Source organism: Microbacterium sp. Soil_N32, from assembly GCF_057655505.1.
In genome coordinates this window covers 94,483-107,087 of the sequence record NZ_JBDGME010000018.1, presented here as the reverse complement: position 1 = coordinate 107,087, position 12,605 = coordinate 94,483, and the positions used below count along the sequence as shown (strand labels likewise).

General features: G+C 70.3%; 12 protein-coding genes and 1 tRNA gene. 7 read left to right on the top strand and 6 right to left on the bottom strand.

The features are described from left to right. Position 1: 1 nt before the first annotated feature. The 4 genes from AC3A3J_RS06845 to AC3A3J_RS06830 all read right to left on the bottom strand — a co-directional run bounded on the left by AC3A3J_RS06845 (position 2) and on the right by AC3A3J_RS06830 (position 2,695). Positions 2-75: transfer RNA gene (locus tag AC3A3J_RS06845), tRNA-Arg, on the bottom strand. Between the two features lie 31 nt (positions 76-106). Continuing rightward, entirely contained in the window at positions 107-604 is a 498-nt protein-coding gene (locus tag AC3A3J_RS06840) for an HNH endonuclease (protein ID WP_487671558.1), read from the bottom strand. 306 nt (positions 605-910) lie between these two features. Further along, a complete protein-coding gene (locus AC3A3J_RS06835) occupies positions 911-1,750 on the bottom strand; it encodes a M23 family metallopeptidase (RefSeq protein ID WP_487671557.1) in 840 nt (279 codons plus the stop codon). A gap of 243 nt (positions 1,751-1,993) precedes the next feature. Beyond that, a complete protein-coding gene (locus AC3A3J_RS06830) occupies positions 1,994-2,695 on the bottom strand; it encodes an iron-dependent transcriptional repressor DtxR (RefSeq protein WP_487671556.1) in 702 nt (233 codons plus the stop codon). 102 nt (positions 2,696-2,797) lie between these two features. Here AC3A3J_RS06830 and serC point away from each other — a divergent pair, with 102 nt between their 5' ends. Then, a complete protein-coding gene (gene serC / locus AC3A3J_RS06825; RefSeq protein WP_487671555.1) occupies positions 2,798-3,910 on the top strand; it encodes a phosphoserine transaminase in 1,113 nt (370 codons plus the stop codon). A 48-nt stretch (positions 3,911-3,958) separates the two neighbouring features. Here serC and AC3A3J_RS06820 read toward each other — a convergent pair whose 3' ends face one another. Next, on the bottom strand, positions 3,959-4,690 hold the full coding sequence (locus AC3A3J_RS06820; protein WP_487671554.1) for a DUF3027 domain-containing protein: 732 nt from the start codon (positions 4,688-4,690) through the stop codon (positions 3,959-3,961). Further along, positions 4,674-5,054: a cold-shock protein gene (locus AC3A3J_RS06815; protein ID WP_487671553.1), complete on the bottom strand. Its 381-nt coding sequence runs from the start codon at positions 5,052-5,054 to the stop codon at positions 4,674-4,676. The genes AC3A3J_RS06820 and AC3A3J_RS06815 overlap by 17 nt, the downstream gene beginning before the upstream one ends. 119 nt (positions 5,055-5,173) lie before the next feature. Between AC3A3J_RS06815 and AC3A3J_RS06810 the strand changes: the two genes are divergently transcribed. The 6 genes from AC3A3J_RS06810 to AC3A3J_RS06785 all read left to right on the top strand — a co-directional run bounded on the left by AC3A3J_RS06810 (position 5,174) and on the right by AC3A3J_RS06785 (position 12,545). After that, positions 5,174-5,446, top strand: a complete 273-nt coding sequence (locus AC3A3J_RS06810) for a multidrug ABC transporter ATPase (RefSeq protein WP_487671552.1) — start codon at positions 5,174-5,176, stop codon at positions 5,444-5,446. Positions 5,447-5,456: 10 nt separating this feature from the next. Beyond that, complete coding sequence (locus tag AC3A3J_RS06805) at positions 5,457-7,166, top strand: helicase-associated domain-containing protein (protein ID WP_487671551.1); 1,710 nt, start codon at positions 5,457-5,459, stop codon at positions 7,164-7,166. Between the two features lie 36 nt (positions 7,167-7,202). Beyond that, the gene (locus AC3A3J_RS06800; protein WP_487671550.1) at positions 7,203-8,846 is read left to right on the top strand and encodes a DNA repair helicase XPB; all 1,644 of its coding nucleotides are present in this window, start codon (positions 7,203-7,205) and stop codon (positions 8,844-8,846) included. Positions 8,847-8,995: 149 nt separating this feature from the next. Next, positions 8,996-9,943 carry an endonuclease domain-containing protein gene (locus AC3A3J_RS06795; RefSeq protein WP_487671549.1) on the top strand — a complete coding sequence of 316 codons (948 nt, stop codon included), beginning with the start codon at positions 8,996-8,998 and terminating at the stop codon, positions 9,941-9,943. Positions 9,944-10,104: 161 nt separating this feature from the next. Further along, on the top strand, positions 10,105-10,797 hold the full coding sequence (locus AC3A3J_RS06790) for a response regulator transcription factor (protein WP_487671548.1): 693 nt from the start codon (positions 10,105-10,107) through the stop codon (positions 10,795-10,797). A 47-nt stretch (positions 10,798-10,844) separates the two neighbouring features. Continuing rightward, complete coding sequence (locus AC3A3J_RS06785; protein WP_487671547.1) at positions 10,845-12,545, top strand: sensor histidine kinase; 1,701 nt, start codon at positions 10,845-10,847, stop codon at positions 12,543-12,545. Positions 12,546-12,605 lie beyond the last annotated feature (60 nt).

Here is a 12,605-nt window from a genome sequence, read left to right as displayed (position 1 = left end):
GTGCCCTCGACAGGATTCGAACCTGCGACCTGCCCTTTAGGAGAGGGCTGCTCTATCCTGCTGAGCTACGAGGGCGTGCGCCTCCAGTTTACGGGACCGCCCGCGGTCACGCCGCGAGCGCGAGGTACGGCTCCCACCGCGGGTCGCTGCGCTCGGTTCCGCGCACGGTCCATGCGGTGCCGTGCGGCGGACGCGGGGTGACGCGCAGCTCCCAGCGCATCTCCTGGGGCGTGCGATTGCTCTTGACGTTGTTGCAGCGCAGGCAGCACGCCACGAGGTTCTCCCACGAGTCCGCGCCGCCGCGCGAGCGCGGCAGCACGTGGTCGATCGTCGACGCCGCCTTGCCGCAGTATCCGCACCGGTGATTGTCGCGGCGCAGCACGCCGCGACGGGTGACGGGTACGCGTCGCCCGGAGGGGACCCGAACGTACCGCGCCAGCACGATCACGGCCGGACGATCGTAGACACCGTGGGATCCCCAGACGGGGTCGTCCTCGACGCGTTCGATCACGGTCGCCTTGTCGTTCATCACGAGCACCAGGGCCCGCTTGAACGACACGATCGCAAGCGGCTCGTAGCCGGCGTTCAGTACCAGTGTGCGCATCCGTCATCCTCTCGATCCGCCGGGACGGCTTCCCGGCACTCTCGAACCACACGACGCCGTGCAGACGGAAGATCCCCCAGAGACGAGAAAAGGCGCTGTCTAGTGACAGCGCCTTTCGCGCGCGGCAGCACCGCGGCATCCCTGCGGGCGATGCAGAAGGACATGACGACCGAGGGCATCCATGGTGCGGATGCTCGGAATCGTATCCATCAGCTTCTCCTGCCCGTTCGACGACGGGATCAGGCTAACCCATCCCGCAGGGTGCGGGGCGAAACGAGAGGTGAACGCTCGGCGTGTTCGGAGACGTCAGCCGGCGTTGGCGGCCAGCCAGGCCTGCGGCTCGAGCAGCCCGCCGTTGACCCACACCTCGAAGTGCAGGTGGTTGGCGGTCGAGCGGCCGGTGCTGCCGACGTAGCCGATGAGCTGGCCGGGCTCGACGGTCTGACCCTGCTGCACCTGACGCGAGCCGTAGATCATGTGGCCGTAGGTGGTCTGCACGCGCTGACCGCCCACCACGCTGTCGATCATGACGCAGACCCCGTAGCCGCCGATGCTCTCGGCGGACGCGCGGACCACACCGCCCGCGGCGGCGTAGATCGGAGTGCCCGCGGGAGCGAGCATGTCGACGCCGTTGTGGCCGCCGCCGATCGTGCGGCTGACGCTGTAGGAGCCGGGAGGCAGCGGGTAACGCACCTCGCCGGAGCCGGGGGCGACGAGCGCGTACCCCGCGGTGTTGAACTTGCCGGAGGACGCGGAGGAGGATGCCGAGGCGACGGCGGCCGCCTTCGCCGCAGCGGCGGCGCGAGCGGCGGCGGCTTCTTCGGCCTTCTTCTTCTCGATCTCCTCGGGCGTGGTCGCCGTGAAGGTGCCGCGGTTCATGGGTGCAGCGGTCGCCTCGGAGGCGACGACCAGCGACTGCGCGTCGACCGCGGCGAGCTGCTGCACCGTCGGCGTGGACGCCTCGGCCGGCTTGGTCGCGGCGTACGCCGGGAGCGCGACGGCGGCGACGAGCGCCCCCACGGCTCCGAAGATGAAGATCGAGCGGAGCGGCTTGACCACCGCGCGGGATGCGGCTCGTGCTCCGTCGCGACGAGCGATCGCTCGGTCTTCAGTTGTCTGTGCGGGCAAATTCTTGTCTGCGACCAAAACCTGATCCTCCAGCGCCTGCGCGCTCGGGTAGCGCTGGCTCGTCGGCACTCTGCTCTCGTGGCACGAATGTATCTCGGGTACTTTGTGCGTTCTCACCGCGACGACGACGAGCCGGAAGGCGATCGACGCGAGTCATCGGTGAGGGGCTCTCCGACGACCTGTCCGAGGTTACCGGAAGATAACGATCGTGTCACCCTGCGAACCTGGCAATCACCGGTGCACGCTGGACGCGGCCGCCGATCAGGCGGGTTCGCCGACCAGGAAGATGTGCGAGGCGAGCTCTACCGGCAGCTCGAGACCCTCGTCCCGACCCTCCATGCGGATGAGGACGTAGCCCTCGTTGAAGCGGAAGTCGCCCTTCGCGCCCGGCATGACCCCCGCATCGCGCAACTGCTCGAGCAGCTCGGGGTCGACCTGCGCAGGCTCGGCGAGACGGCGTACGGTGCCGTCGACCGGCTCACCCGCCGCGTTCAGCTTCTGCACGAGCCCGATGACGCCCTCGTCGAACGTGCGCGCGGGCACGTCGCCGAGCTGGTCGAGCCCGGGGATGGGGTTGCCGTACGGAGACTCGGTGGGGTGCCCGAGCAGCTCGACGAGGCGCCGCTCGACCTGCTCGCTCATCACGTGCTCCCAGCGGCAGGCCTCTTCATGAACGAAGGCCCAGTCCAGACCGATCACGTCTGAAAGCAGGCGCTCGGCCAACCGGTGCTTGCGCATGACGTCGACGGCCTTGCGGCGTCCGGCGTCGGTGAGCTCGAGAGTACGGTCCTCGGAGACCACCACCAGACCGTCGCGCTCCATGCGACCCACCGTCTGCGAGACGGTCGGCCCGGAGTGGCCGAGACGCTCGGAGATGCGGGCGCGCAGCGGCACGATGTTCTCCTCCTCGAGTTCGAGGATGGTGCGGAGGTACATCTCCGTGGTGTCGATCAGATCCGTCATGTGCTGGCCCTCCGAGGTTCTTAGGCAAGCCTACATTCCCGGGCCGACATCGGGCCTCGCTCCCCGGTGGGCGGGCGTCGGCGCTCCCCCTAGAATCGACGCATGGCGATCGAGATTCCCCGTGACCTCCTGCCCGTCGACGGCCGTTTCGGCTGCGGTCCCTCGAAGGTGCGCGCGGCGCAGCTCGAGGCGCTCGTCACCGCGGGGGCGTCGATCCTCGGCACCTCGCACCGCCAGGCGCCGGTGAAGAACCTCGTCGGCAGTGTGCGCGAGCAGCTCGCCGCGCTCTTCCGCCTGCCCGAGGGGTACGAGATCGTCGTCGGCAACGGCGGGTCGACGGCCTTCTGGGACGCCGCGGCGTTCGGTCTGATCGAGCGTCGCAGCCAGAACCTCGTGTTCGGCGAGTTCGGCGGCAAGTTCGCGACCGCCGCGGGCGCACCCTGGCTCGATGCGCCCGACATCCGCAAGGCCGAGCCCGGCACCGCCGTGACCGCCGAGGTCGTCGACGGGGTCGACGTCTACGCATGGCCGCACAATGAGACGTCCACCGGTGTCGCGGCGCCGGTGCGCCGTGTCGACGCCGACGGCGCGCTCACCGTGATCGACGCGACGAGCGCTGCGGGCGGGATCGAGTTCGACTCCGCCGAGGCCGACGTCTACTACTTCGCCCCGCAGAAGAACCTCGGATCCGACGGCGGCCTGTGGTTCGCAGCCGTCTCGCCGGGGGCCATCGAGCGCATCGAGCGCATCGCGGCCTCCGACCGCTACATCCCCGAGTTCCTCAGCCTCAAGAACGCGCTCGACAACTCGCGCCTGAACCAGACGCTCAACACCCCCGCGCTGGCCACCCTCCATCTGCTCGACAGCCAGCTGTCGTGGATCCGCGACAACGGCGGTCTCGCCTGGGCTGCGGATCGCACGGCGGAGTCGTCGGGTCTGCTCTACGACTGGGCGACGGCATCCGACATCACGACGCCATTCGTCGCCGAGGCCGCGCATCGCTCCCCCGTGGTCGTCACGATCGACTTCGACGAGAGCATCGACGCCGCCGCTGTCGCGAAGACGCTGCGCGCCAACGGGATCGTCGACACCGAGCCCTACCGCAAGCTCGGTCGCAACCAGCTGCGGGTGGCGACGTTCGTCTCGATCGAGCCCGACGACGTGCGTCAGCTCATCCGTTCGCTCGACTACGTGCTCGAGAACCTCGGGTCCTGACCGCGGGGCGCGGGTCGTCGACCCGCGCCTCCCCGGGAGCCGGAGGGCTCACTCCTCCTCGGAGTCGTCGCCCTCCAGTGCGGACTCGTCCGGCTCGTCGTCGTCCGCGTCGTCGGACGCGTCCGACTCGTCGTCAGCATCGTCCTCATCCGACTCGGCGTCGGCATCGTCGTCGCCCGACTCGGCGTCGTCCTCATCCGACTCGGCGTCGGCATCGTCGTCGTCCGACTCGGCCGAGTCGTCGAGCTCATCGATGTCGACCCCGTCGAGATCACCGGCGTGCAGGCGGGGAGAGACGACGCCGTCGACCTCGTCATCCTCGTCGTCCTCAACGTCGAGGTCGTCCTCGACGTCGTCGGCCTCGTCGTCGAGGTCGTCGTCCGACTCGTCGTCCTCGGTGCCGTCACCGGCATCCGATTCCGGATCGTCGGCAGCCGCCGCGCTCTGCTCGGCGAGTTCCGCCTGATGCGCGCGGTACTCCGCCAGGCGCTCCGCCCACGGCACCCACTCCGGGGCCAGCAGGGCTCCGTCGCCGGGCAGCAGCTCCGCCTCGAGCACGGTGGGCTCGTCGTCGTCGACGCGAGCCACGGTCACAATCCAGTACCAGCCGGGGTAGCCCGCCAGACGGTTCTCGAAACGCAACGACACCGTGCCGTCGTCTTCGACGAGGTACCCGGCGGCCGGGCCGATCGTCGATGCAGGAGTGATCTCGCGCAGCGCCTGCAGCGCGAGATCGTGAGCGCCGACGAGGCGCTCGTCGGGCTCAGGCTTCGAGGTCATCGGCGACCTTGCGCAGAACGGCGGCGATCTTACGGCCGTGGCTCGACGAGGGATAACGGCCGCGACGAAGGTCACCACCGATGCCGTCGAGGAGCTTCACCAGGTCCTCGACGATGATCGCCATGTCGTCGGCCGGCTTGCGCTTCGCCTTCGCCAGGCTGACGGGCGCCTCGAGCACGCGCACCGAGAGCGCCTGCAGTCCGCGCTTGCCGTCGGCCACGCCGAACTCGACGCGGGCCCCCGCCTTCACGGACGCGCCGGCGGGCAGAGCGGACGCGTGCAGGAAGACGTCCTGGCCGTCATCGGTGGCGATGAAGCCGAAACCCTTGTCTTCGTCGTAGAACCTGACCTTGCCGGTGGGCATCGGAGAACCTCGCTGAGTCGTGCGGAGCAGAGATCGCGCGTGTGCACGACCTCTCCCAGCCTACCGGTCGGGGGCCTCGACGGAGCTCGACTCCCGCGCGCGCGGGTAGGGTGAGAGGGATGAGCACGCAGAACTCCCAGCCGGATGTTCCGATCCGACGACTGGATCGAATCCTGGCCTTCACGGCGCTCGGCATCGCCGCGGCATCCGTGATCTGCTTCTTCGTCATCATCATCGGTACCGCCGTCGGCATGGACCGGAGGGACTTCGGCGAGGGGCTCTGGCCGGTCGTCGCCGCCATCCCCTACTGGGGCCTGCCGTTGGCGTTCGTCATGATCATCGCGCTGCTGGTCATGAGCTTCATCCGCAAGGGTCGCGCATCGCGATCCTGAAGGCGTCGACATGAGCACGCACGCCCGCCCGCTGGCCGACGACCTCGCGGCCGCGAGCGATGAGCAGCTGGACGGACTCCTGCGCGCCCGCGGTGTGCGCGCCGACCCCGGCTGGCACGACTTCTTCGACGCTGCCGAGGCGCTGCTCGAGCCCGCGTCGATCCAGCGGGCGCTGCCCGGTCTCACCGCGGACGAGGCCACCGCCCTGCTGCGCGCCGACGGCGGCGGCGACGCCGGAGAGCACCGCGCGATGCTCACCGCCCTGGCGCTCCTGCAACCGGACGGCTCGCCGTGGCCTCCCGTGAGCGCGGTGCTCGCCGGACGCCCGTCACCCGCCGATCCCCGTAGCGAGACGCCGGCCGAGACATCGTCGGAACCGGTCGCCGCGCACGCGGCCGAGCGCGCGTTCACGACGGTCGCCCGCCTGGCCGACCTGCTGCTCCTCACGCGAGACGCTCCCCTCGGCCTCCTCGCCGGGGGCGCGCTCACGGCCGCCGAGAAGCGCCAGCTGGACGAGGCGGGAGTGCCGATCGACCGGATCGACGCGCTTCTCGACCTCGCCGTTCAGGCCGACCTCGCGGTCGCGGGCCAGCGGCGCCTGCGTGTCACGACGACCGGCGCCTCCTGGCTGCGCTCCTCGGCGGCGGAACGGTGGATGCACGTCGCGACGGCGTTCCGCGCACGGCTGCCCCGCGGCCTCCGCACCGCCGACGGCGGATGGACGCCCCCGTCGACGTGGATCGGCGCGCACCCCTGGGACCCGAACTGGCCTCAGCGCAGCGCGGCGCTGCTCGAGGTCGCCGGCCTGCTCGGACTGGTCGCCGACGACGGCTCCGAGCCGCCGTGGGCGGCGCCGCTCCGTGCGGGTCGCGACGCCGACCCCGCCGCTCTCGTCGCTCTGCTCCCCGCCGAGGTCGACCGCATCTTCCTGCAGAACGATCTCACCGCGATCGCCCCCGGCCCCCTCGTCCCGCAGCTCGACGTCCGCCTCCGCACGATGGCCGTGCGCGAATCGGCGGCGCAGGCCTCGTCGTACCGCTTCACCGACGAGTCCGTCACGCGCGCGCTCATCCTCGGCGAGACCGAGCAGTCGATCCACGAGTTCCTCGGCGCCCTCTCGCTCACCGGCATCCCGCAGCCGCTGTCGTATCTCGTCACGCGTGCCGCGGCCCGACACGGCCTCGTGCGCGTGTCGACCGACGACGAGACCGGGCGCACGCGCATCGAGAGCGCCGACGACCACCTGCTGGGCGCCATCGCCGTCGATCAAGCCCTCAAGCCCCTGGGACTCGTGCGTCACGTCGGCGCTCTGACCACCAACGTCGGTCGCGACACCGTGCACAGCGCGCTCGTCGACGCCCGCTACCCCGCCACTCTCATCGGCGCCGACGGTGCGCCGATCGTCGCCGGCCCGCCGCGCGACGGGGATGCTCGGACGACCGCCGACGAGGTCGACTACCGCCCGCTCATCGCTCGACTGCGGGAGCACCGCGGACCGGACGCCGACGCCGCCTGGCTCGGGCGCGAGCTCGAGGCCGCCGTGCGCGCCCGCGCGCTGCTGCGCGTGACGGTGGCGATGCCCGACGGCTCGACCCGCGACCTCGAGCTCGAGGCGACCGGCTTGGGCGGCGGGCGGCTGCGCGGCCGCGACCGGGCCGCCGACGTCGAGCGCACCCTGCCGGTGTCGAGCATCCGATCCGCCTCGGTCGTCGAATCCTGAGGCCGGCCACACCCTGCGCGGGTAGGATGGTCAGCTATGTCTGATGGCCCCCTGATCGTCCAGAGCGATCGCACCGTGCTGCTCGAAGTCGCCCACGCCGACGCCGAGAGCGCCCGCCACGAACTCGCCGTGTTCGCCGAGCTCGAGCGCGCGCCGGAGCACATCCACACGTACCGGATCACCCGGCTCGGACTGTGGAACGCGCGCGCCGCCGGTCACACCGCCGACGACATGCTCGAGACCCTCGACCGCTGGTCGCGATTCCCCGTGCCGCCGTCGGTCGCGGTCGACCTGCGCGAGACGGTGAACCGATACGGCCGGCTCGTGATCGAGCGCGACGACGAGGGGCTGCTGATCCTGCGCTCCACCGATGCCGCCGTACTGACCCAGGTGGCGGCGAACAAGCGCATCCAGCCACTGCTCGTCGGCCACCCCTCCCCCGAGACCTACGTCATCGACGCCTGGGCCCGCGGGCAGATCAAGCAGGAACTGCTGAAGATCGGCTGGCCCGCCGAGGATCTCGCCGGTTATACGCCCGGCACCCCGCATGAGATCGAGCTCGCCGAGAGCACGTGGAAGATCCGCCCGTACCAGCAGGATGCCGTGGACGCCTTCTCGAAGGACGGCTCGGGCGTCGTGGTGCTCCCCTGCGGCGCGGGCAAGACGATCGTCGGCGCCGGAGCCATGGCGGCCACGAAGACGACCACCCTCATCCTCGTGACCAACACGGTGTCGGCGCGGCAGTGGCGCGACGAACTGCTCAAGCGCACGAGCCTCACCCCCGAGGAGATCGGCGAGTACTCCGGGCAGTCCAAGGAGGTCAAGCCGGTCACCATCGCGACGTATCAGATCCTCACGGCGAAGCGGAAGGGCGAGTACGCGCACCTCGCGCTGCTCGACGCCCTCGACTGGGGCCTCATCGTCTACGACGAGGTGCACCTGCTGCCCGCGCCGGTGTTCAAGCTGACCGCCGACCTGCAGGCCCGCCGGCGCATCGGGCTCACCGCCACGCTCGTGCGCGAGGACGGTCGTGAGGGGGACGTGTTCAGCCTCATCGGCCCGAAGCGGTTCGACGCCCCATGGAAGCAGATCGAGGCGCAGGGCTTCATCTCGCCCGCCGCGTGCTACGAGGTGCGGGTCGATCTGCCGCCGGACGACCGGCTCGAGTACGCCGCGGCGACCGACGATGAGCGGTACCGGCTCGCGGCCTCCGCCCCGGCGAAGATCGACGCGGTGCGCGAACTGATCGCGAAGCATCCGGGCGAGCAGATCCTCGTGATCGGGCAGTACCTCGACCAGCTCGAGACGCTGTCGCAGGCCCTGAACGCGCCGCAGATCACCGGAGCGACCCCCGTCGACGAGCGCGAGGAGCTCTACCGCCAGTTCCGCGAGGGCGAGATCCAGCTGCTGGTCGTCTCGAAGGTCGCGAACTTCTCGATCGACCTGCCCGAAGCATCCGTCGCGATCCAGGTGTCCGGATCGTTCGGTTCACGGCAGGAGGAGGCGCAGCGCCTGGGACGCCTGCTGCGCCCGAAGCAGTCGGGTCACACGGCGAGCTTCTACACGCTGATCGCACGCGACACGGTCGACCAGGACTACGCGCAGAACCGCCAGCGCTTCCTCGCCGAGCAGGGCTACAGCTACACGATCCTCGACGCCGACGCTCTCGCCGCCGCCTGATCGCGGCTTCCCGTCGCACGAACGGCTGCTCCCTCCGCTGCGGTCGCACGAACGGCTGTTCTCAGCGCTCAGAGCAACCGTTCGTGCGACCGGAGGACGGGCTGTGGAGAGCGAGCACGGCGGTGGCGCGGGCGTGGCAGAGTCGCGGGATGCGAAAACCCGAACCCCTTCCGCGCGACCTCGGCGCCGTGTTCGGGGTGGCTGATGCCCGCGCCCTCGGCGTGCAACGCGGCACGCTCCGGCATGCGCGTTTCGAACGGCCGTTCCGCGGGGTGCGCGTTCTTCCGGAGGAGCGGCGATCCGCCGACGATCCCTTCGTGCGCCAGGAGCACGCCCGACGAGCGGCGGCGCGAGCATGGCTCCCCCGGATGCTCGACGCGCAGTTCTTCAGTCATGAGACGGCGGCCGCGATCTGGGGGGCACCTCTACCGCTCGACGGCGATCCCTCCGTGGGCTTCCCCGTGCACGTGAGCGTCCTCGGAGCAGGGCCGCTCCCCCGGGCCCCCGGGATCGTCGGCCATCGCGCGAGCCCCGTGACGAGCGACATCGTCACGCGGGGCGCGGTGCGCGCAGCATCACCCGCGAGCACGTGGGCGAGTCTCGGTCGACTCGCCCTTCCGGATCTCGTGGCCCTCGGCGACTTCTTCTGTCGCGTCTGGCGACCGGGCGTCGGGCGGCGTCACGCGGGACGCGCGCCCCTCACGACACTCGAGGAGCTGCGGTCGGCTGTCGATGCGGGGCGCCGGGTGGGCAATCCGCGGCTGCGGCAGGCACTCGAACTCATCCGTGAAGACTCCTGGTCTCCGCGAGAGTCGCACCTGCGGTGCATCCTCGTCGCGGCCGGCCTGCCGGAGCCCGAACTGAACATCGATGTCTTCGACGACGACGGCCGTTTCCTCGCCTGTCTCGACCTGGCATACCCTCGCCGACGGACGGCCATCGAGTACCACGGCACCGTGCACGCCGCTCACTACGCCGCCGACGTCGAGCGCATGTCGCGGCTGCGGGCCGCCGGTTGGACAGTGATCGAGGTCACCGCCGCACTGTTGGCGCGCCCCGACGTCCTGACCGCCCGCGTCCGCGCCGCCCTCCGCTGACCCGCTCCCGTCGCTCGAACGGCTGCTCCCTCTGCTGCGGTCGCACGAACGGCCCTTCTCAGCCGCGAGACGAGCCGTCCGCGCGACGGGAGCGCACGGGCAGACGGGGCGCACCGGCGAATGATCAGCAGGACCATCGGCGGAGTCACCATAATGGGGTCATGACAGCTGCACGAATTCTGGTCGTCGACGACGAGCCGAACATCCGCGACCTGCTCTCCACCGGTCTCAGCTTCGCGGGCTTCGAGGTGAAGACCGTCGCCAACGGCGCGGGCACCATCTCGGCCGTGCTCGAGGAGGAGCCCGACCTCATCATCCTCGACGTCATGCTGCCCGACATGAACGGCTTCAGCGTCACCAAGCGCCTGCGCGGCGCCGGGTTCACCGCACCGATCCTCTTCCTCACGGCGAAGGACGGCACCGACGACAAGATCGAAGGACTCAACGCCGGCGGAGACGACTACGTCACCAAGCCGTTCAGCCTCGACGAGATCGTCGCCCGTGCGCAGGCGATCCTGCGCCGCACGATGCAGGCCGACGAGGAATCGATCATCCGCGCCGGCGAGCTGTCGATGGATCAGGACACCCACGACGTGCACGTAGGCAAGGTGCCGATCGAGCTCAGCCCGACCGAGTTCAAGCTGCTGCGCTACCTCATGCTCAACCCGAACCGCGTGCTGTCGAAGGCGCAGATCCTCGATCACGTCTGGGAGTACGACTTCAACGGCGACGCGGGCATCGTCGAGAGCTACATCTCGTACCTGCGCCGCAAGATCGACCCCCACACCGAGGAGTCGCTCATCCAGACCAAGCGCGGCTTCGGCTACATGCTGAAGATCGGCAAGTCCGCCTGACGACGCGGGTTCCGACACCGCATCCACGCCACGACCGAGAGGATCGCATGGCGACCAAGCCCGACGCGGTCACCTCCTGGTGGCGCCGGATCAGCCTGCGCGCGAAGGTCACGGGTGTGACCGTCGCGGTCCTCGCGCTCGGACTGCTCGTGGCGGGCGTCGGCACCGTGCCCATCCTGCGCACCGCGCTCGTGCAGAACATCGATGCGCAGTTGCCCGGGCTGGTCTCCACGCCGCTCGTCGACCGCTACTTCGACGCCTCGACCGTCGACGGACGAACCACCTACACGCGCACCGACACCCCCCGCGACTTCTCGGTCGCCATCTACGACGCCGAGGGCGTGCTGGTCGCGACAGCGGGGGAATCGGATGCCGAGGCGGCGCCGCTGTTCCCCTCGGAGTACTCGCTGCAGAAGGCCAAGGCCGACGAGGGCGAGGCGTGGGACCTCCCCGGGGCCGACCGCAGCGTCTACCGCGCCATGGTCGCCATCGTCCCGGCCGACGGCGGGGCGCTGTACATCCAGGTCGTGGCGATGCCGCTGGTCGAGGTCGACCGCATCCTCGGACAGTACTTCGGCATCTACATCACCATCGCGCTCATCACGATCTTCATCGCCGCTCTCGCCACCCGCGGGCTCGTGACGCTGACCTTCCGACGGCTGGGCCAGGTGGAGGCGACGGCGATGGCGATCGCGGCCGGCGACTTCAGCCAGCGTCTGACCGATCTGGAACCAACGACCGAGGTCGGCCGCCTCAACGGCGCGATCAACACCATGCTGGACCGCGTCGACCGCTCCCTCGCGCAGCGCGAGCGGACCGTTCAGCACATGCGCCGGTTCATCGGCGACGCCAGCCACGAGTTGCGCACGCCGCTGGTCAGCGTGCGCGGCTACGCCGAGCTGTACCGGATGGGCGCGATCCAGGGCGAGGAGGACACGGCCCGGGCCATGGAGCGCATCGAGAAGGAGGCGATTCGGATGGGCGTGCTCGTCGAGGACCTGCTCGCCCTCGCGCGCCTCGACGAGGAGCGCGAGCCGCAGATCGTGCCGATCGACCTGCGCCCCGTCGCCCGTGACGCCGCTCTCGACCTGCGCGCGGCGGCTCCGGGCCGCACCGTGACCGTGATCGACCGGACGGCGGAGCAGCCGACGACCGCATCCGTCCGCATCGCCCCCGTGCCGGCCCCACCTCCCCCGACGCGCAGCCTTCCCCGCGCCACGCTCGCGCGACTGCGCCGACGTCCGCGTACGACGCCCACGCCGACTCCGACCGAGCAGATGCCGGCGATCGATTTCTCGGAGCAACAGGATCAGCCGGTGCGGACTCCGCCGATCGCTCTCGGCGAGGAGAACAAGGTGCGGCAGGTCGTGACCAACCTTCTCGGCAATGCCCGGAGGTTCTCGCCCGAGGACTCGCCGCTCGAGATCGTCGTCGACTCGAACCGCGTGCGCGGCACGGCGAGCATCTCGATCGTCGATCACGGCGAGGGCATCCCTCCGCAGATCCGGGAGCAGATCTTCGAGCGCTTCTGGCGCGCCGACACCTCGCGCGCCCGCGAGACCGGCGGCTCCGGACTCGGCCTCGCGATCGTCGCGTCGATCATGAAGGCGCTGAACGGATCGGTCTCGGTCTCGGAGACCGAGGGCGGCGGGGCGACGTTCACCGTCACGCTCCCCCTGGCCCCGGCGCGGGCGACGCCCGAACACCTGCTGGAAGACACCCAGCCCATCGAGCCGCTCGACCTCTGACGCCGACGGGTCTTTCTGCACAGCGGCGCTCCTGCCACGGATTCTCCCCGCGCCCGCACG

Excerpts from the sequence above, each read along its gene's own strand:
- AC3A3J_RS06840 (WP_487671558.1), bottom strand. The coding sequence starts at position 604 with ATGCGCACACTGGTACTGAACGCCGGCTACGAGCCGCTTGCGATCGTG.
- AC3A3J_RS06830 (WP_487671556.1), bottom strand. The coding sequence starts at position 2,695 with ATGACGGATCTGATCGACACCACGGAGATGTACCTCCGCACCATCCTC.
- serC (WP_487671555.1), top strand. The coding sequence starts at position 2,798 with ATGGCGATCGAGATTCCCCGTGACCTCCTGCCCGTCGACGGCCGTTTC.
- AC3A3J_RS06820 (WP_487671554.1), bottom strand. The coding sequence starts at position 4,690 with ATGACCTCGAAGCCTGAGCCCGACGAGCGCCTCGTCGGCGCTCACGAT.
- AC3A3J_RS06815 (WP_487671553.1), bottom strand. The coding sequence starts at position 5,054 with ATGCCCACCGGCAAGGTCAGGTTCTACGACGAAGACAAGGGTTTCGGC.
- AC3A3J_RS06810 (WP_487671552.1), top strand. The coding sequence starts at position 5,174 with ATGAGCACGCAGAACTCCCAGCCGGATGTTCCGATCCGACGACTGGAT.
- AC3A3J_RS06805 (WP_487671551.1), top strand. The coding sequence starts at position 5,457 with ATGAGCACGCACGCCCGCCCGCTGGCCGACGACCTCGCGGCCGCGAGC.
- AC3A3J_RS06800 (WP_487671550.1), top strand. The coding sequence starts at position 7,203 with ATGTCTGATGGCCCCCTGATCGTCCAGAGCGATCGCACCGTGCTGCTC.
- AC3A3J_RS06795 (WP_487671549.1), top strand. The coding sequence starts at position 8,996 with ATGCGAAAACCCGAACCCCTTCCGCGCGACCTCGGCGCCGTGTTCGGG.
- AC3A3J_RS06790 (WP_487671548.1), top strand. The coding sequence starts at position 10,105 with ATGACAGCTGCACGAATTCTGGTCGTCGACGACGAGCCGAACATCCGC.
- AC3A3J_RS06785 (WP_487671547.1), top strand. The coding sequence starts at position 10,845 with ATGGCGACCAAGCCCGACGCGGTCACCTCCTGGTGGCGCCGGATCAGC.